Genomic DNA, 21,788 nt, shown 5'->3' with positions numbered 1-21,788 from the left:
AAATGATATTTTATGTGCATACTGGATGAATTGTACGGGTATTGGGGAACGCTGATCTATTTTATAAGACTCTCGCGGACTTGCTTCCGCTTATTATGATCTAATTGTTATCATATTTATAACACAAAAGCATATATCATCTATTACTGCTACCAATATAACGCACTGTTTTTTATATCGCCGACATATTGATAATCACGACATGCATTAAAAAAAGGCTGTTCTGGAAATAAAAGCTGTTAAAAAACATATGATTTTCACTTTGAGAAGCACTAAACAGATGTGTTTTTCTTCGCTAAATTAAGAAATTCTTCATTACAGCAAAAATTTATCTTGTTTAAAACGAAGTTGAAGTTCGTTTTAAACAAAAGTTTTATCGTTTTAAGCGAAATAAAAAGTCGATATTTGACACCCACAGCGTTAACAAATGCAAATATAAGTCTTCTAGAATGAAGAAATAAAAAACAAACCTGTTTCTTTTAAAGCCTATTTACGATCATAATATCTTAATATATACTATTTTTATGTTATTTTGATTTTACCATTTACTTGATTGCTAGAAGCGGAGGATAACAATAGTTTAAAAAGAATGCATGATAAAAACATCCTTTATACACAAAGCTTTCAGCATTTTATTTGAATAAAAAAACAATCTTCAAAAGTCTTTTATTCTACACAAAAACAATCCTGGAAGATTGTTTCATGACTTGATCATTCCCAAACGATTTATCTTCAATGCTTTCCCTTTTCCTGTAAAACGTACATTCATTCAAAGAACAGAGAAACAATTCAAAACTTTTTTTGTTTTCTATTTGCTTTATTCAACACTTCTCCATACATTTGTTGCCGTACACACTGGTAAAGCGTTATTGGTCGGTACATTTTATTGATTACGGAAGCGTTTTAAAGATATTATCTTAGTTGGAAACTTCGACACTTTTCAATGTAGCTAGATAATAGACAACAAGAACGCTCACGTACCTTTCCTTGTTATATCTGTTCATAGGCATTGTTATATGCATATGTCTCTATGGATATACTAGATAAAAGGGCGTGAGTTGTTGTTTATATTAGCTACAGGGCAGTCGAAGGCCTCCAACTAGATATAATCAACAATCCTCACGCCTCTTTTATTTGTATAACCATCCACTTGGGGATTGATGGATATCTAGTATTAGTATTTGTATGAAAAATCATGTTCTCAGTTTTTTTCATCGGTTCGCCTTGATACTATTCTTATCAGGGATGTTTATCTGTCAGGCCTATGCGCAAAGAACTACCGTTAAAGGTATTGTAAAAGATCATTCAGGAGAAGCACTTATCGGTGTGAATGTTATGGAAAAAGGAAAGACCAATGGGACCATAACCGGTAGTGACGGAATGTTCAGTCTGAATGTATCTGGGAAAAAACCGATATTAGTATGCTCTTATATCGGTTATGTAACAGAGGAAATTCCTGTCGTCAGCCAGGAAATGCTCACAATCACGCTAAAAGAAGACACCGAAGAACTGGACGAAGTGCTGGTTATCGGTTACGGCACGGCTAAGAAAAAAGACCTGACTGGTGCTATTTCCCGTGTAAAAGCAGAAAAAATGGAAGCAGAAGCTCCACGGTCTGTCCAGGACCTGCTACGTGCCAGTGCAGCCGGTTTATCCATCAGTATGTCTACCGATGCAGCCGGTACAGCCGACCTGCAGATACGAGGGAAAAACACATTAAGCGCAGGTTCGGCTCCCCTGATCGTACTGGATGGTGTCATTTACGACGGTTCCATGCAGGATATCAATGCCATGGATGTCGAAAGCATCGATGTTCTGAAAGATGCCAGTTCAGTCGCTGTCTATGGGGCCAAAGCGGCGAATGGCGTTATTGCTATTACGACAAAAAAGGGGAATACGGGCAAGCCGGTTATCACTTTTAATGCCAATGTCGGCCTGGTACATAATTCGCGACTACCTAAGACTGTCGACGGAGCAGGCTTTCTGGCTTTCCGTCAGGAATATGCAGAAGGCTTGTTATCACAAGACGAGTTAACCGCACAACCCGGCAAATATGCCGACCCGCGAACCTTGTCATCGATGGGAATCGATCCTTTGACATGGTATAATTACGATCAGAAAAATCCGGGTTCAGCCCTGCCTGATGACAAGACACTGGTCACGACCTGGCTAACCCGTCTGAATCTACAGAACATCGAGATTGAAAATTATCTGAACGGCGTGGAAACCAATTGGGATGACATTGTTTATCAGACCGGCCTGCAACAGGATTATACCACCAGTATTTCCAACCGTACGGATAATTTCTCTTATTACTGGTCGTTAGGATATGCCGACCGTGAAGGAGTAAAAACCGGCGACCGCTACCGGAACTTCCGCTCACGACTGAATCTGGAATCAAAGGTTACTTCTTTTCTTACTGTCGGACTGAATTCCCAGTTCGCAACCCGTATCGGCGGTTATCTGGCAGCCGATGTCGACCAGCGTGAACATAATTCGCCTTACACGACTAATGAAATTGACAACCTGGATAGTCCGTACCGGATGTATCCCTCCGGCGACAACAATACAAAAAATCCGTTCTTCGACAACCTGTACCGTGACAGACGCGATATAAACCATGATTTCAATGCCAATTTGTATGCCATCCTGAAACTACCCTTCGGCCTGGAGTATCAAATGAATTTTACTCCCCGTTACCATTGGTACGAATACATGAACCATGAATCGTCCCAGCATCCCGAATGGGCCGGAGAAGGCGGCAAATCGGAACGTAAAAACGAGAAAACGTTCAACTGGCTGCTTGACCATATTGTACGCTGGAAACAGGAGTTCGGAAAGGATCACCGTGTAGAAGCGACATTCCTGTTCAATGCGGAAAAAGGACAATGGTGGCAAACGGTAGCCAAGAACCAGCAATTTACCCCGAGCGACGTACTGGGATATCATAACATCGGAGCAGGAGCCATTCCATCCGTTTCCAGTAACGATACTTATAAAACGGGGGATGCGCTGATGGGACGTATATTCTACTCTTTCAAGGATAAGTATCTGATCACAGCCTCGGTACGCCGTGACGGTTATTCCGCTTTCGGGCAAATGAATCCGCGTGCCACATTCCCTGCCGTAGCTTTAGGATGGGTCTTTACTTCCGAAAAATTTATGGAGGCATCGGGCAGCTGGCTGAATTACGGAAAACTTCGTTTCTCCTGGGGACAAAACGGGAACAGGGATATCGGTCAATATGATGCATTGGCTTCCCTCAACTCCGGACTGCATCCCTATATCGACCAGAACGGAAATGTGTATGTTACCTCCCAGATATACATCAACCGTATGCCGAACAATACATTGAAATGGGAACGTACTGCCTCTTATAATATAGGTATCGACTTCTCTGTGTGCGGTGACAGACTGAGCGGCAGCATGGAAACCTACATGGCCGAAACCAACGATCTGCTGGTTAACCGCTCCCTGCCCTCTATTTTAGGATATGACAATGTGAAGGCCAACCTGGGTACACTGACCAACCGCGGTTTTGAACTGACCTTGAATGCCAATGTGATAGAGAACAGAAACTTCTCCTGGAATTCGAGCGGAACCTTCTCTTTCAACCGGCGGAAGATCAAACATCTGTACGGAGACAAAGAAGAAATAAAGGATGCCGACGGGAATGTGATCGGTTATAAAGAAGCAGACGACCTGGCAAACAAATGGTTTATCGGGCATGATACGGATCAGATCTGGGACTATGAACGCGACGGTGTCTGGCAACTCGGAGAAGAAGAAGAGGCTGCCAAATATGGGAATAAGCCGGGTGATTTCAAATATATCGACCAGAATAACGACGGGGTAATGGATAATGATGACAAAATATTCCAGGGTTACACCACTCCACGCTTCCGCTGGTCCTGGAGAAATGAGTTCACATTCTATAAGAACTTCAATTTATCCTTTATGGTGTATTCGCACATCGGGCAATACGGAACCTTCAACCGGGCAGCCAATACGGGAGGAATGTTTGACCGCTACACCGTTGTAGATATCCCGCGCTGGACAAAAGATAATCCGACGAACGATTACGGACGCCTGGGTTCCAAGAACATCGGCAGTAATTATGTAAAGAAAACATTCGTGCGTATGGAAAACATCACACTGTCATATAATGTGCCGCAGAATTTCCTGAAAAGATTCTCCGTACAGAACATGCGTTTCTCCGTTGCCGTCCGTAATCCGTTCGTCATCACGGGATGGACTTTCGGCGATCCGGAAGGCGGTGACACGACGCTGAGAACCGTCAATTTCGGTGTAAACTTTACTTTATAAACATTGATTAACCCATAAGAATTAAGATTATGAATCAGAATAATAAAAAATACCTGGTACTGGCTTTAGCTGCCTTACCTTTACTGAATTCCTGCAATGACAGTTGGCTCGACCCGAAGCCGCTATCTTTTTATACTCCCGAAAACACCTATGTAGATGCTGCCGGTTTGTATTCGGCACTGGTTGCCTGTGAACGTAATATGCGCCACGAATTCTTTACGGACGGTGCCCCGATCCTGACGGAAATGTATACCGCAGATATTGCCGTACATGGGAAAACCGACGAAAGCGGTTCGTTGGTGGACTTCGATAACGAGATGCTTCCTGCCCGAACCAAGAATGATATGAAAGGCAAGAACGGCTGGTATTGGGCAGAGGGATTTAAAGGAATCAAATATGCCAATATCGTGATCAGCCGTCTGGATGCCGCCACTTTTAAGGATGAGGCGGAGCGGAATGCCGTACTGGGCGGGGCCTATTTCCACCGCTCCTATCGTTACTATAAACTCACCCACCAGTTCGGAGACGTTCCCTGGTTAAGTGAAGAAATTACCCGGCCGAAACTCGACTTTTACTCCTATGACCGTTGGAGTATTCTTGAGCAATGTAAAAAAGATATGGAATTCGCTTACCAATGGGTACCCGAACAAATGGACCGGGGCCGAGCCAACAAAGATGCCTGCGGTATGTTACTGATGAAAATATGCATGTCATTGGGGGACTTTGACCGAGCCATCGAAGTTGGAAAGGAAGTCGTCGCCCGGCACCCGCTGATGACACAGCGCTTCACGACCAACCAGAACAAGCCCAATACGAATTTAATGCATGACCTGCATAGTGTAGAAGCCAAAATAGACATGAGCAACACGGAGGGCATCATGTATGTGGTAGCCTACCCCGACATCGTCGAAGCCGGAAACAAACGTATTTACACGATGCGTAACGGACTCCCTTACTGGGCAAAAGGGGCAGCGATCAAGACACCTGACGGAAAATCAGGAACAGCCATCGTCCCTGCTTCCGAAGACAAAAACACGGAAATTGACAATGATGCCAACTACGGCCGTGGCATCGGAACCTGTCGTCCTACGAATTATTTCCAGTATGAGATCTGGACCGACAAGGAAAAGAATGACCTGCGCAGCCCGAACAATCATGACAGCTGGAAACGTATGGAAGACCTTCGGTATAATGAGCCGAGCCTGAAGAAGAACAACAGCCCGTGGTATGGTCAGCAGCTGGTCCGTCCGAACGACATTTCCGTGGCAGACTCCATCCGTTGCTGGTACATGTGGCCGCATTATAAACTGTTTGTCCCAGACCCAACGAAAACTCAGGATCTTCAGGGTGGCGAAACACCCTGGTATATCTATCGTTCAGCAGAAACCTATCTGATGATGGCCGAATGTTATTACTGGAAAGGCGACAATGCCAACGCCGCCTCCATGCTGAATATCGTCCGTGCACGTGCCGGAGCAGAGCCTTTGACCGGCACGATCGGTATAGCAGAAGTACTGGCTGAACGTGCCCGTGAGTTGTATTATGAAGAGAACCGCCATGTAGAACTGGTCCGTATATCCTATCTGTATGCCAAAACAGGCAAAGCATGTGAGGCTTTCGGAGGACGTATCTATACCCTGAATAATTTCTCAGGACCAGGTGGAACCGGAACAAACAACAAAGATGCAGGCGTGAATTTCTATTTTGACTGGGTGAGCAAGCACAATAACTTCTATAATAAAGGTATCGTTATCCCTTATGGCGAATATCGCCTGAGTGTACATCATGTACTGTGGCCCGTTCCGGAAAATGCGATCAAGACAAATACCGGAGGAGTTATCAATCAGAATATCGGATATCCGGGAGCAGAAAACAACATCACTCCCCTGAAAGTAGGTGAAGTAATTCCTGAAACAGAATAGACCAATGATAAGAAGCGCAATTCATTAGAAACATCAACAATGCGCTATGCCCCGGACGATCGGAAGAAAGTGGAATACACCGGATTCGGAGACTCCGGGGCTAAAAAACAAAATACCGATTGACTGGTGTCCAATTCCTTATCGGCATAAACCTAAAATCAAACACCAGATCAATCGGTATATTTTTTACAACTTTATTATTCGTAATATCTTATCTGTCGCCCCGGCATTGCCATTTACAAACTGTCCGGCACTTTCGCCCGCAGCTTCCAGCACTTCATGATAGGTCAGCAATTCATCCATCTTCTCGCAGAAGGATTGTTTATCTGATACGGAGAAACCGCCTCCCACCTTGATCAGGTCTTTTGCTTCCTTGAACTTCTGATATTTCGGACCGAATAAAACAGGGATGCCATACACTGCCGCTTCAAGCGTGTTATGAATACCCGCTCCGAAACCGCCACCAATATAAGCGATCGTTCCGTACCGGTAAATAGAAGACAATAAACCGAAACTGTCAATGATCAGGCAATCTTTACCTTCTAACGAAAACGGATCCTGCTTCACATCCGATAAACGGACAGAGGGACGTTTCAACAGTGACTCGATATACATAAGATGTTCCCGATGGATCTCATGCGGCGCAATGATTAATTTAATCTCTGGATGCTCATTGAAATAAGGGATCAGTATCTCCTCATCCTGAGGCCAGGAACTTCCGGCAATAAGAGTAAAGTGTTTCTCTTCTCCTCCTTCACAAACAAAACGTTCCACATTGGGCAATTCACGGGCCTGGTTGCGAACGTCCAATACCCGGTCGAAGCGGGTATCACCGGTAACCGTCACATTCCTGATACCAAATTCATTCAATAATTCTTTCGAGCGATCGTCCTGTACGAACAAATGTGTGAAGCAATAAAGCATCTTCCGATATGAATAACCAAACCATTGGAAAAACAGCTGGTCACGACGGAATATGGCAGAAATGATATAAACAGGGATGCCTCTGCGCTTTAGCTCATGCAGATAATTTCCCCAAAACTCATATTTTATAAATACGGCAATAGCCGGGTTTGCCAGATTCAGGAACTTTTTAACCCGAAAAGGCGTATCGAAGGGCAGATAGCAAATGACATCTGCCCCGTTATAATTCTTACGGACTTCATATCCCGAAGGGGAAAAGAAAGTAAGTAGTATTTTATACTCCGGATGTTCCGCCTTGATCTTCTCCATCATCGGACGTCCCTGTTCGAACTCGCCCAGGGAAGAAGCATGAAACCAGATATATTTTGCATTCCGGTCTATCTTCTCACGAAGAATGGAATTCGTTTTCCACTGCCCCAGACGCATGATCCGGGCCTTCTTATGGAATGGAGAAATCAACGCAATGATAAATGCGTAAAAGTGGATTGCCAGACTATACATAACTTATTTAAGCACTTCAATCGCTCTTTCGATACGGCGAATAGATTCTTCTTTTCCTAATGCTTCTGTAATATCAAATATATGAGGACCTTTTCCTTCACCGACTAATGCCAAACGGGTAGCATTCATTATATTACCCAAATGGTAGCCTTTGCTTTCGATCCAGGCTTTCACCTCTTCTTCCGTTCCTTCGATATCGAACGGTTCACGAACGCGCAGTACTTCGATCAGTTCTGCCAACTGGGCAGCAGAATCGGCCTTCCAACGTTTTTTCGTTGTCTTCTCATCGTATTCGGTCGGAGCAACAAAGAAGAATGCACAAACATCCCATAATTCCTTAATAAAAGAAACACGGTCTTTCATCATGCCGACAACCTTCTCCACATATGCCGGATCGGCTTTTATACCGTGGCTTTCAAGGATAGGCATGAACAATGCTGCGACTTCTTTATTGTCTTTTTTCTGGATATACTGGTGGTTGAACCATTTTCCCTTTTCATAGTCGAACTTGGCACCGGCCTTGCTGCAACGGGTAAGATCGAAATAGTTGATCAGTTCGTCCATACTCATGATTTCCTGATCGTTACCTGGATTCCATCCTAACAGGGCCAGGAAGTTAACAACCGCTTCCGGCAGGTAACCGCTTTCACGGTATCCTGAAGAGATATCACCGGTTTTAGGGTCATGCCATTCCAACGGGAATACAGGGAATCCCAGACGGTCACCGTCACGCTTGCTCAGTTTACCGTTTCCTTCCGGTTTCAATAACAAAGCCAGGTGGGCAAACTGCGGCATCGTATCTGCCCAACCCAGATAACGGTACAGCAATACATGAAGGGGAGCGCTCGGCAACCACTCTTCGCCACGGATCACATGAGTGACTTCCATCAAGTGGTCATCGACAATGTTTGCCAGGTGGTATGTAGGCAACTGGTCAGCCGATTTATATAATACCTTATCATCCAGGATAGAAGAGTTGATTACCACTTCACCACGGATAATATCATTCACATGAATATCTTCGTTCGGCTCGATCTTGATACGGACAACATACTGGTTTCCGGCATCGATCAACGCCTTTGTCTCTTCAGCAGAAAGTGTCAGGGAGTTACGCATCTGCAAACGGGTGGAAGCATCATACTGGAAATTGGCAATTTCCTGACGTTTGGCATCCAGTTCAGCCGGTGTATCAAATGCAATATAAGCCAGACCGTCATTCAGCAACTGGTCGACATATTGCCTGTAAATAGCTTTTCGCTCGCTCTGACGGTACGGACCGTATTCGCCACCAAAGTTCACACCTTCGTCGAATTTGATACCCAACCAGGTAAGCGCTTCAATAATATAAGCCTCCGCTCCCGGAACAAACCGTTGAGAGTCGGTATCTTCAATACGTAAGATCAAATCTCCGCCATTCTGTTTGGCAAATAAATAGTTGTATAAAGCTGTACGAACACCTCCGATATGCAGCGCCCCTGTCGGGCTGGGTGCAAAACGGACTCTAACTTTCCTTTGAGTCATAATTATTTCATTCTATAATAATGCGGCAAAAGTAGTCCTTTTTTTTCTCTTACTAAACTTTTTTATGTACATTTCGCCCTCAAATGAGAATCTTATGAAACTAAAAAACTATAGCATACACCCAGCCGTATATTTCATCGTGGCATCTTTGCTGATCGCCTACTTTTTTCCTCGCGAGGGAAAGTTCCGTTACCAGTTCTATGAAGGTAAACCCTGGAGGTACGGATTACTGACGGCTCCAAGCGATTTTCCTATCTACAAGACTGATGCAGAAGTCGATGCCGAGAAAGACAGCGTTTTGAAAAACTTCGAACCGTATTTCCGTATGGATGCGACTGTCGAGAACACGGAAGTCGACAAATTACGGGCCGCCTATACCGATGGCCTGAACCGGAAAGCGACACCTGCCTATATGCATTATATCGAAAATAGTTTGATCAGCCTATATAAAAACGGGATTATCTCATCACAGGAACAGGAAAAACTGAAAAAGGATAACTATGAGCGTGTCAATCTGTTGGAGAACAACATCGCCCACTCCCGGTATGCCAGTGACTTTTTCACCATAAAAACAGCTTATGAGTTTATCATAAACAATTGTCCGCCGCGGCTAGACAAATCGGTCCTGCAATCCTGCGATATAAATAACTATCTGAAGGAAAATATATCGTATGATGAAGCGATGTCAGAGAAAGTAAAAGACGATATGCTCCGGAGCGTATCCCTGGCGAACGGTATGGTACAGGCCGGAGAACGTATTGTAGACAGGGGGGAGATTATTGATAACCATACATATAATGTACTGCGTTCGTTGAAGATTGTGCACGAGACCAAGTCGGGCGGTGCACAACGCCAAAGCATTATTCTCGGAGGGCAGTTTGTATTGGTCTGCGGCATCATCTTCTGTTTCTGGTTATACCTGTGGTCTTTCCGGTTAAAGATATTGCACAACAGGCGGAATGCGCTTTTCCTTATTCTATGCATATTTGTCAGTTGCATATTAACGGAGTTATGCGTCACTTATGCGCTGTTCAATGTTTATATCCTGCCTTATGCGATCGTGCCTATTGTTGTCCGGACCTTCTTCGATTCGCGTACAGCCCTATTTACGCATCTGGTCATCGTGCTGATCTGTTCGCTGATGGTACCTTTCCCGCATGAGTTCCTGCTGTTACAGATCATTGCCGGAATGGTGGTTACATTCAGTCTGAGAGACCTGTCGGAACGTTCGCAACTGATTCGCTGCGCATTCCTGATCTTTATGTCCTATACGTTATGTTATATAAGCCTTGCCCTGTATCAGGAGGCGGACTTCAACAAGATCAACTGGTTGATGCTTCTATACTTCGGTATCAATTTCATCCTGCTGATGTTTACTTACATCCTGGTTTATATGCTGGAAAAAACATTCGGATATGTATCGAGCATCACGCTGGTGGAACTATCCAATATCAATACGCCTATTCTTAAAAAGTTGTCGGAAACATCTCCCGGAACATTCCAGCATTCCTTGCAGGTCTCTATCCTGGCATCGGAAGCCGCTGCAAAAATCGGAGCAAATGCCCAACTGGTCCGTACAGGAGCCATGTATCATGATATAGGAAAGATGGCCAACCCGGCTTTCTTCACCGAAAACCAAAGTAGCGTGAATCCGCACAGCCAACTAAGTTTCGACCAGAGTGCCAAAGTGATCATAAATCATGTCACCGATGGAGTCAGGATTGCAGAAAAGGCATTGTTACCCAAGGCTGTAGTCGATTTCATCCGTACACATCACGGATTAGGAAAGGCTAAATATTTCTATAATTCATTCAAAAACCAATATCCGGATAAAGAGATCGACGAAAAGGCGTTTACTTATCCGGGACCGAACCCGTTCTCGAAAGAGACTGCCGTGCTGATGATGGCAGACTCCGTTGAAGCCGCCTCCCGCAGCCTGAAAGAGCATACGGAAGAAAGCATCAGACAGTTGGTGGATAAAATTATTGACGGACAGATAGCAGACGGATTACTGAAAAGTGCCCCGCTGACGTTCCGGGATGTAGAGACGATCAAAAGCGTATTTGTCGACAAGCTGAAAACAATGTTCCACACCCGTATCAGTTATCCCGACCTGAAGAAATAGTTTCGAGCAATCCTCCACAGGCGTCTTCCAACAAATCGAGTACCAACTCAAAACCGGAGGCGCCCCCGTAATACGGGTCAGGGACATGATCATACAACTTATTACGGGAATATTCCGTCATCTGATGTATTTTGGCTACTGATTCCAGATCGGGAGCTTTCCGTTTCAGGTCATCTATATTCCGGTCGTCCATTCCGATGATCAAATCAAAATCATAAAAGTCAGTCGTACGAACCGGACGGGAAATAGAATCCAGCACATATCCCCGGCGGGAGGCATGCGCCCTCATCCGCTGGTCGGCACGTTCTCCCTCATGGTATCCCATGATACCTGCCGAATCGACTTCTATATAATTGTCAAGGCCGGCATCTTTTACCAGCTTCTTCATCACAGCCTCCGCCGACGGAGAACGGCAAATATTCCCCAGACAAACAAACAATATCTTATACTCTTTCTTCTCTCCCATAATTTTCAATTCTCAATTCTCAATTTTCAATATTCAATTATCAAGCCGGGTCCACATCATAATGCACCAGCAATTGCCTGAATGGCAAATAGCGTTGCATCTCTGAATGAACAGCCTCCAGTATTTCCCTGACAGGGGCGATGGCGGCGGCTATCTCTATTTTCAACACAATCTTCTTGATATGCAAAGTCTGCACACGTGTTACCGGAGGGGTGACAGGTCCCAGTACCCGTTCTCCGAGACGGGCATGCAGTTTCTCGGCATAGATCACCGACAGTTCCTGCAAAACCGACTCATTGCGGCTCCGGAGCACCAACACGATCAACCGGTAATAAGGAGGATACCGGAACATGCTACGCTCGCTCAACTGCAAACGAACCATTTCCTTATAAGCAAAATGCTGCACCATCCGTATCAGAGGATGTTCCGGCTGGGAAGTTTGCAAAACAACCGTACCACGTTTATCCCTTCTCCCTGCTCGTCCGCTTACCTGCACCATCAGTTGGAAAGCACGTTCGTGAGCCCGGAAATCGGGATAGTTCATCAGGTTATCGGCATTCAGGATTCCAACAACACTGACATTTCCGAAATCCAACCCTTTCGACAGCATCTGCGTTCCGATAAGGATTTGCGTCTTTCCTTTCTCGAAGTCGGAAATGATGCGTTCGTAAGCCGTACGGGTACGTGCCGTATCGAAATCCAACCGCTCGACCTTCGCCGAAGGGAACAGGGAAGCTATTTCCTCCTCCACCTTCTCTGTCCCAAAACCCATCATCTTCAACTCCGTACTCTGGCATTCCGGACAATGAGGCGGTAACTGGATGGTATATCCGCAATAATGGCAAACCAATTGGTTATGATATTTATGATAGGTCAGGCTGACATCACAGTTCACACAATGAGGCACCCAGCCACAACTCTTACATTCGATCAGCGGAGCAAACCCACGCCTGTTCTGGAACAAGATAGCCTGTTCACCGCGTGCCAGGGACGCATTTACTTTCTCGACCAATAACGGGGAGAAAAGTGTATCCTTCATGATCTTTTTCCGCTTCAGTTCCTTTATATCGGCAGTTATAATCTCCGGCATCAGGCAGTCACCGTAACGGGTAACCAACTCTACCAGTCCATACTTACCAGTCGTTGCATTGAAATAAGAATCGATCGAAGGGGTAGCAGATCCCAGCAGCGTCTTTGCCCCATGCATTCCCGCCAGCACGATTGCAGCATTGCGGGCATGGTAACGAGGGGCCGGATCTTGCTGCTTATACGTATTTTCATGTTCCTCATCCACAATGATCAGTCCCAGGTCCTTGAATGGCAGGAAGAGAGAAGAACGTACACCCAGCACTACCATCGGTTCGTTCCCATGCAGGAGTTTGTTCCATACTTCCACACGCTCGTTATCCGAGAATTTCGAATGATATACCAAGAGCTTATTACCGAACAGTTTAGCCAGCCGTTCGGTGATCTGCGTCGTAATAGCTATTTCAGGAAGCATATATAGAACCTGGCGTCCCAGCTTCAGAACCTCGTCTATCAGCCGTACATAAATTTCCGTCTTACCGCTGGAAGTAACTCCGTGAAGCAGGCAAACATCTTTAGAAGTAAAGGTATCATGTATCTCGCTATACGCTTTCTCCTGTGCCGGACTAAGCGAACTGAGAGGTTGCAAACGGCATACCGGAACCTGCAAACGCCCCACTTCTTTTTCATAGCTTTCAAGGACTCCCCGTTTCAGCAACCCGTCCAATATCGTTGATGAACAACCACTGCGTTCCAGTAATTCTTTTTTGGATACTTCCACGGTTAATGCCGGATTTAATGCGTGGCTCAGATCAAGGAAGCAAACCAGCAAAAGTTCCTGCTTCTTGGCCCGCTTAAAATCAGCAAAGGCTTCCTGCAAGCGTTCTTCGGTTGCATATTCCTGAGACAGACGGATAAATGTCTGCATCTTCGGAACAAACCCGCGTTTCATCTCTTCGCTGACCTCCACTGCCCCACGGGCCATCAGGGAAGCAACTACGGGAACGACATTGCGCAGGCCTGTTTTCTTTTCCAACTCCGAAACTGTTAACTTGAGCACTCCTTTAAAAGCATCCAGCACAGCCTGCTCATTAGGACGCAAAGGACCGTCCGCCTCAAAATCGGCATTATAGGTGACAGCCGTCTCGCTTTCCAGTTTCAGCCCGGAAGGTAAAGCCGCTTTATAGACATCTCCCAGTTTACACATATAATAAGAGGCGATCCATTTCCAAAAACGAAGTTGCGGCCTCCGCAACACAGGGCTGGCATCCAGCAGGGCGTAAATCTCTTTTGTCTCAAAGTCCGTATTCGGCCTGCGTTCATGTACTTCCATCACAATGGCAGTATAGTAACGTTTCTTGCCGAAATGAACAATGACCCGGCAACCGGGAGTTACGGCTGCCTCCAGATCCGTCGGAATACTATATGTATAGCTATTCTCCAACGGCAGGGGTAGTATGACATCTGCATATTTCATTTCCGAGGCCAAAAGTAACAAAAAAGGCCGGACTGTTAAAGCCCGGCCCCTCATATCTTCTGTCTGTTATCAGAACAAGATAGCGGCTGTCACCGACCATCCGCGGTTCTTGGCATTCAGATCATATTTTTCCGCACTGTAATTATCAGTCAGTCCCAGGCCATAGTTTATACCGACCTGCAAATGGCTGATCAGTTCCACACCTGCACCAAAATTAAGACCGGCACTAAAGTTTTTCGCTTTCACCTGTCCTACTACACTTCCGGGAATCTCCCAGAATTTATCGCCACCTACACGGAAACCGATATACGGACCGGCAGCCAGATATCCTTTAATGATAGGCAATCCGAATTTCCATTTCAAATTCACCGGGACATCGATATAATCTGTTTTCACATTCGTGGAAGTTCCTGTCTCCGATTTCACATCCATCCCTTTCTGTGAATAGAGGATAGCCGCATCCAACCCTACTCCAATCAGAGGAATCGTTGTCTCGATCATCGGACCGATCTGGAAACCAGTCACATTATCCGCTTTCAGAATATCTGAATTCAAATGAACGGACGATATATTCAAACCGCCTTTTACCCCAAACTTCAACTGGGATTTAGCGGGAACAGCAATAAATGCCATCAAAATAATCAAAACTAAACCTGTAACCTTTTTCATATTGCCTGTTTTTTATAAATACTATCTGCAAATAAACGCACTTTTCCAATAATAAACAAGAATAAACATGAAAGGGTTTACTTACATAATAAATAAAGAAAGCATAAACTCAATGTAATTTTCATTCACATCAGAGCTTATGCTTCCCTAAAAAATGATCTAATTTATTTTATCATTCACTTTCATTCCAGCCTGGATTCTGTATCAATGCAGGGTTCAAAGCGATCTCATCCGTGGGGACACAATATAAATAGTACTTATCTAACCAACCGTAACCGGAAGATACAGGATCCGGATAACGATAAATAAATCCGGCACCGGTGCGTGGCGCCGTTTCATTTTCACCGACAGTCTGATATTTAACGATATAATCTGCATTCCCGGATAAATCTGTACATGTTTCATCTATCCACATACCTTTCTGTTGACGGTTCACATACCATTTCGCACATTTCCAACGACGAACATCGTAGAAACCAAAGCCTTCACCCATCAATTCCACCATACGTTCACGACGGATTTCCCATAGTACCGGTTCTATTGATTTTCCGGAATCGTCGGTACCTCGCTTCGGATCGAAACTATCATTAATATCAGCTACTCTCATAACAGCCACTCCAACACGTTCGCGCAGCTTGTTAATCGTACGATCTGCAATTTGCTGATCAAATTCACCCAATTCATACTTACATTCTGCATAGTTCAACAAAATTTCCTCTATTTTAAAAATAGGCAAGTCTGTACTATTCAAATTTGCCGATTGGTTTCTATCCCAGTTATTATAACATTTCCAGAAATAATAACCACTGTTACAAGTCTGAAAAGCCCCATTCGTTCGGGTCGCATTGCTCAGGTGAGGAGCTTCATTCATAGGAGCATCTCCCCAGTTCTGTGTTGGCAAACGTTTCATACCACGATTCAGATCACCTCCGAAAGGCAATGTCGCAGTTGAAACAGATTGTCCGTGATTAGCACCAAAAATATCGATAAATTCACGATCTTCCGGATTATTCGTAAAGAACCAGTTTTTATCGGCAGGAATACCTTCCTCCTGATAACCTCCCAATTCCGGATGGGCCGTTGCCTCAGTTTTTGACAAGACTCTGAAAGGCGGCATTACAACGTGCCATAAACGCGGATCACGATTACGGAACACTGCATGGATATTTCTATTTTCCGGTCCGAACTGATATTGCGCAGAATTGGAAATAGTTTTCCCATCCTGACACAAATACATATCCACCGTATGCTGCGGCATCTCATAATTATGTGCAGCAATATGCTCATAATCACTAAAACGATGAGGATTGACTTCGCCAACAATACGCTTAAAGAAAATAACACCCGGTACACCTGCCAAATCGCGAGTTGTCCACAATTCTCCATAGCCCGCTCCAGGAACAGGTTCACCTTTGTCATTTTTAGCAACACCCTGATAAAGGGTCGGATAATCAGCCATCAACAATTCGGAATATTTGATACAAGCCTGTAAATACTTCTCAGCATCTCCCAAACCATGATATTTTCTCCATGTCCCTTCACGTAAACCAAAGCGGGAGAGCAGCACGCGGATACAATCACGAGTCACTGGATTATCCCCGTCTTTATCCGAACTGCCTATATTTTCCTCCGCCCATATCAATCGTTCCAGGATATTTGAAGCAACCTCATCCCTCGGAGTACGTGCCATAAAACGTTCTTCCGAACTATCTGTAATAATTTCATCGACCCAAGGCACATCTCCAAAACGACTTATCAGTTCCATATACCAATATGAATGAAAGAATAAACCTACTGATTTCCAATGACTGACTTCTTCTGTAGAAAGTACACCGTCTTCCAGATGTGAAAGCATAATATTGATACGGCGAATAAATTGAAAGTCCCAACCGTTACCGGATGCAGAAGGAGAAACACCCTGAAACGCATAACTATTATATCCGCCCTTCTGCCCCAGATAACCGGCCCAAAAATCTCCGCGATAAATAGAATTCGCTCCATATCCATTCACTGCAGTCTGGATATTTGTATTATTAAACATCTCATAACAAGGATACATAAAGTACCGATAGTTATCATAAGATAGAAATGAGTTTTCCTCTGTCAGATCCGTCTGTGGATATTTTTCCAGGAAATCATCGTTGCACGCTGTAAAGACAATCCCAATTATTGTCAATAATCCTATAATCAGTTTTTTCATTGTATTCGTAGTTTTATTAATTAGAAAGTAACATTTAAACCAAACGATATTGTACGGTAAGCCGGATAACTCCAACTCAACGTTTCAGGATCGAAACCTTTAGGCAAAGAAGAAAATGTCAATAAATTCTCCACATTCGCGAATAACTTCAACTGCTGTACCAGAATCGGAGTAAGCCATTGTTTTGGGAACATATAGGATAAAGAAATATTCTTCACACGTAAATAAGCTCCACTCTGCATATATTTATCAGAGATACGTGAGTTAGATCCTACGGAATTGGCTACTGTATAATCATAAATACGCGGCAGTTTAGCATCCGGATTTACAGGATTATAATTTCCGTTAGCGGCATCAACCGGCGACCAATAATCAGTCTGATTATAATAAACAGGTTGATAAATAGCATCTGTAGGACCTTGTGCTCCAAATGGGAAGATGGCAGAACCACCTAACCAAACATCACGTTTACCAACACCTTGCAGCATAATATTCAAGTCAAATCCGGCATAATTTACACCGATATTCGCACCTAACTGATAACGTGCACTACTATTTCCCAGAATCTTACGGTCACCCGGATCTTCTATAGTTCCGGCACCGGCAGTAATCATATTCTCCGTACCGTCTGCATCACTCAGGTTTTTATACTTGATATCCCCCGGGCGCAAACGACTAGTATATCCGTCGATACCCGTCACGCCTTCTTTCAATTTCCAGCTAACAGCATCCTGAAAATCGTCAATTGTATAAAATCCATCGGACTCATATCCCCATATCTCGCCGATATACATGCCTTCACGATAACGTTTCCCATCTTGAGCATCGTTTCTGTCATAGAACAATCCGGACGTATTCTTATATTTTGTCACTTTTGTACGGGCATCAGCAATATTAAACCCAACAGAGTAACCAACTTTACCGATCCGATCTCTCCAGGAAATAGCTAATTCCCAACCATTTGTGCGAATATCAGCTGTGTTCTGATAAGGAGCACTCGCCCCTACTATTGCCGGTAACTGTTCACCCGGAGCCAACATTCCGGTTGTATTACGCTGGTACCAATCAAACGATCCCCGCAGACGGCTGCTCAAAAATGCCCAGTCAAGACCAATATCTGTTGTCGCTACGTCCTCCCACGTAAAATTAGTACGTACCAGAGACGGAACGCCAATTATATTCACAGCGACATCGTTATCCAGCCATATATTCTTAGTTTCCAATGTCATTGACGGGGTATACAGATAAGGCTTAATATTTTGATTGCCTATTACTCCCCATGATGCACGGACCTTTAGTTCATCTAGCCAATTCTGTGTAGCTTCCATAAAAGATTCACGCCCTAACTGCCATCCTAAAGAAACCGAAGGGAAGAAACCGAAGCGGGATTCTTTCGGAAATTTGGAAGAGCCATCGTAACGCCCGTTCACTTCCACCAGATATTTATTATCATAATTGTAATTCAGACGAAAGAATGCACCCCGAATCGTATATTCCGAATATTTATCAATCAATTTTGTCAATGTTTTATCAGTCGTCCCCCCTAATGAAGGGACTTCCGGTACAGCCTGATTATAAACAATGGCTTGTACTTCTTCATAATAACTTGACTCCTGATTAAAACCTGCCATGATTTTAAAATCATGCTTTTTAAATGATTTCGAATAATTTGCATATATATTAAAGGCGTTGTAGTCAGTGAAGTAATGCCGTTTTTCGTTACTATCCTGATTGACATTCCAGCGTGGTGTTTCCTGAAGATCAATAAACATCTTTTTTGCATCATAGAAATCATACAATACATCGTTTTTATCAAAAGTATATTCAAAAACGGCTTCCAGATCTGCAATCGGCTTGAAAATAGATTTCAGGAAAATACGTGGATTAGCAGTAACTGTATTCTTGTTATTATTATATAATATACTATTCAAAGGTGTATTAAAAGGCAGGTTCTCTTTATCCGGAACTCCATAAATATCACCCGATGTTCCATTCGGGCTATAAGAAATTAAACGGGTTGTATATAAGTTACCACCTGAAGGCATAGATTTCGTTCCTTTTGAATACTTAATATCGACAACTTGTGTAAACCAGTTTGTCACATCAGCCGACATAAAAGCTCCCACGTTCAAACGTTCGTATTTATCGGCAGAAGTAACGAGCGGCCCATCCTGCGACGTATATCCTCCTGAGAAACGATAACGGACCTTATCCGTACCGCCGGAAGCCGATAAGTTATGATTCATAACAAAACTTGATTCCATAAAAGCCTTATACGGATCGTTTTCGTTCAGATAATACACATTTCCGTCATCACCTTTATACAGACCATCGTTCACGATATTGAAAACACCCGGATTAGCTTTATATTCCTGAAGATATTGTTTCCATTTGGCTACATTCTGTTTTCCAGCCCAATAAGAGTCACTGAAACCTGCTTCCAAATACATCTTAAAATAATCATCTAGAGAAGCCTGTTGCGGCAAGTTTATCGCTGTTTCAAAACCTATATTATTATTATAATTCAAACTAAACTTCTCACCTTTCTTGGGTTGCTTAGTTGTAATAATAATAACACCACCTGCGGCACGCGCTCCGTAAATAGCAGTTGAAGCAGCATCTTTCAATACAGAGATAGCGTCGATATCATTCGGATTAATCATATTTAGATCACCTTCTACGTTATCAATCAGTACCAAAGGACGAATCACTTCACCGGATCCTAAAGAAAAAGCGTCTCGGATCTGCATTTTCTTGTCCGTTCCACCAGGTTCGTGATTTCCTGAAATAAAAAGTCCCGGGACTGCTCCTTGTAAAGCCTGTGTAGTATTAGCAAGTGGACGGTCACCCAGCACTTCATTCATTTTTACCTGTGAAATAGCTCCTGTCAGATTTTCTTTTTTCTGCACACCAAAACCAACTACCACAACTTCATCCAAAGCTTGTGCATCCTCTTTCAGTTCGATATTGACAGAAGATGATGCGACCTTAATCGTTTGCTTTTCATATCCTACATAGGATACTTCAATCACTCTGGACGTTCCTTGAAATTCGAGTGTCAGTTTACCATCCATATCGGTAATACCTCCATTTGTTGTCCCTTTTTCAACAACACTGGCGCCAACAACCGGCCCGAAAGCATCGGAAACCGTTACCGTTACCCGCTTATCCTGATGTTGTTGGGATACGCCGGATATTCCAGATTTCATAGTATTTGCTTTGTAAATGATAATTCGCTTATCATTTACAACAAAATCAGCATGCTGATTTTTCAAAGCTGTTTTCAAAATAGTTTCTACTGAGTTTTTCTCTAGATCGACAACGACACGTTCATTCAAATTCAGATTTTTATCACGAATCAAAAAAGAATAATCAAACTTCTTTTCGATCAGATCAAACAAATCCTGTAATGTCGTACTTTGTTTCTGCACGGATAAATAACAGGATTCTAACTCCGTAGCAGAAATTGATCCTGTGACTATCGGTAAGCCCGTAAACATACAAACAGCCACAAAATACTTTCCACTTCTTTTCAAATTGGTTAATTTCATGAATTTCAGATTTAATAAATTACTATTCAGTCTAACAAATTATATTCTTCAGTGTATCAATCATTTATCACAGATCACAAACACATTTCCAGTCTGCTCCCATTTATATTGCTTTTCCACATCTATTTCACGCAAAACATCATATATCGTATGCTCGGAAGTAAAGCTTCCTGTAAAGGCTTCCTCACGCAAAGACTTACTTTCTATTACAATCTTTACATTATATCTTCTCTCCAAATCTTTCGCCAATATACCAAACGGTACTTTTGTAAATTTCATTTTCCCATTTACCCATTCACAAACATCATCTGCATTTACAGGTATCTTCTCCAGTTCTTCATTAACCCTATTATAGCTTAATTTCTCATTCGGTTGTAACTCAATAACTTTCTGATTCGAACCATTTAACGAAACGTCTACTCTACCTGTTCGTAATACAACATTTACCAGATTTTCATCCTCGTATGTTCTAACATTAAATGTAGTCCCCAATACTTTTACATTGAGACTCTCCGATTTTACAACAAACGGTTTCAAAGAATCCGGCGTTACTTCAAAATAAGCTTCTCCTTTCAAATAAACTTCGCGGAACTTATCTGAAAAATCTTTATTATAGGAAAGAGATGATCCGGCATTCAACCATACTACAGATCCATCGGACAGGGACACTTTAGATCGTGCCCCCAACGGAGCAGATGTTTCAAAACAAATATTCTCCTGATTTTGCTCATGTATTGATATACCCGCATAATAAGATAAGCCACCTATGGCTAACATCACAATAACAATAGCAACTATTTGTAACCAGGAATGAGCAAAAGAAATTCTTTTTGAAGAAATACGAGGTTCTTTATCCATTAATTCTCCAAAACGTTTTTGAAAGTTAGCCTCAACCCGGGAAGAGAAATAGGGTACATAAGAAATGGCCCACCAGTCTGACATTTCCGAAAAAAGCCGCCGGTTCTTTTTATCAGTCTGCAACCAATGATAAAGTTCTTTTTCTTCAAAATCTGTCAGATCACCCAAAAAATGACCCAATATAATTTTTTCTATATGTTCTGTATTCATCATATTTTCTAA

11 protein-coding genes are annotated in these 21,788 nt (G+C 43.3%); 3 read left to right on the top strand and 8 right to left on the bottom strand.

What is annotated here, in order from left to right; all coding sequences use genetic code 11:
* The first annotated feature begins 1,185 nt into the window (after nucleotides 1-1,185).
* Complete coding sequence (locus DWW91_RS24625) at nucleotides 1,186-4,326, top strand: TonB-dependent receptor (RefSeq protein ID WP_122329210.1); 3,141 nt, start codon at nucleotides 1,186-1,188, stop codon at nucleotides 4,324-4,326.
* 29 nt (nucleotides 4,327-4,355) lie between these two features.
* Nucleotides 4,356-6,248: a RagB/SusD family nutrient uptake outer membrane protein gene (locus DWW91_RS24620; RefSeq protein WP_122329209.1), complete on the top strand. Its 1,893-nt coding sequence runs from the start codon at nucleotides 4,356-4,358 to the stop codon at nucleotides 6,246-6,248.
* Nucleotides 6,249-6,434: 186 nt separating this feature from the next.
* Here DWW91_RS24620 and DWW91_RS24615 read toward each other — a convergent pair whose 3' ends face one another.
* Both DWW91_RS24615 and gltX read right to left on the bottom strand, forming a co-directional pair.
* Nucleotides 6,435-7,673: a 3-deoxy-D-manno-octulosonic acid transferase gene (locus DWW91_RS24615; protein WP_122329208.1), complete on the bottom strand. Its 1,239-nt coding sequence runs from the start codon at nucleotides 7,671-7,673 to the stop codon at nucleotides 6,435-6,437.
* 3 nt (nucleotides 7,674-7,676) lie between these two features.
* On the bottom strand, nucleotides 7,677-9,194 hold the full coding sequence (gene gltX, locus DWW91_RS24610; RefSeq protein ID WP_007654238.1) for a glutamate--tRNA ligase: 1,518 nt from the start codon (nucleotides 9,192-9,194) through the stop codon (nucleotides 7,677-7,679).
* A 94-nt stretch (nucleotides 9,195-9,288) separates the two neighbouring features.
* On the opposite strand from gltX, the gene DWW91_RS24605 reads away from it, so the two are divergent.
* A complete protein-coding gene (locus tag DWW91_RS24605) occupies nucleotides 9,289-11,319 on the top strand; it encodes an HD family phosphohydrolase (protein WP_122329207.1) in 2,031 nt (676 codons plus the stop codon).
* On the opposite strand, the gene DWW91_RS24600 is transcribed toward DWW91_RS24605, so the two are convergent.
* The 6 genes from DWW91_RS24600 to DWW91_RS24575 all read right to left on the bottom strand — a co-directional run bounded on the left by DWW91_RS24600 (nucleotide 11,294) and on the right by DWW91_RS24575 (nucleotide 21,779).
* The gene (locus tag DWW91_RS24600; protein WP_122329206.1) at nucleotides 11,294-11,785 is read right to left on the bottom strand and encodes a low molecular weight protein-tyrosine-phosphatase; all 492 of its coding nucleotides are present in this window, start codon (nucleotides 11,783-11,785) and stop codon (nucleotides 11,294-11,296) included. The genes DWW91_RS24605 and DWW91_RS24600 overlap by 26 nt on opposite strands.
* A 40-nt stretch (nucleotides 11,786-11,825) precedes the next feature.
* Nucleotides 11,826-14,288: a primosomal protein N' gene (gene priA, locus DWW91_RS24595; RefSeq protein ID WP_122329237.1), complete on the bottom strand. Its 2,463-nt coding sequence runs from the start codon at nucleotides 14,286-14,288 to the stop codon at nucleotides 11,826-11,828.
* A 69-nt stretch (nucleotides 14,289-14,357) separates the two neighbouring features.
* Entirely contained in the window at nucleotides 14,358-14,957 is a 600-nt protein-coding gene (locus DWW91_RS24590) for a porin family protein (RefSeq protein WP_007654242.1), read from the bottom strand.
* 172 nt (nucleotides 14,958-15,129) lie between these two features.
* On the bottom strand, nucleotides 15,130-17,157 hold the full coding sequence (locus tag DWW91_RS24585; protein ID WP_046147908.1) for a RagB/SusD family nutrient uptake outer membrane protein: 2,028 nt from the start codon (nucleotides 17,155-17,157) through the stop codon (nucleotides 15,130-15,132).
* A gap of 20 nt (nucleotides 17,158-17,177) precedes the next feature.
* Entirely contained in the window at nucleotides 17,178-20,366 is a 3,189-nt protein-coding gene (locus tag DWW91_RS24580; protein WP_370449614.1) for a SusC/RagA family TonB-linked outer membrane protein, read from the bottom strand.
* Between the two features lie 402 nt (nucleotides 20,367-20,768).
* Nucleotides 20,769-21,779: a FecR family protein gene (locus tag DWW91_RS24575; RefSeq protein WP_122329205.1), complete on the bottom strand. Its 1,011-nt coding sequence runs from the start codon at nucleotides 21,777-21,779 to the stop codon at nucleotides 20,769-20,771.
* Between the last annotated feature and the right edge of the window lie 9 nt (nucleotides 21,780-21,788).

Source organism: Parabacteroides sp. AF17-3 (genome assembly GCF_003635445.1).
GTDB classification, from domain to species: domain Bacteria; phylum Bacteroidota; class Bacteroidia; order Bacteroidales; family Tannerellaceae; genus Parabacteroides; species Parabacteroides goldsteinii.
Note: the sequence above shows the minus strand (reverse complement) of the source record. Positions and strands in the feature narration are given on the sequence as shown.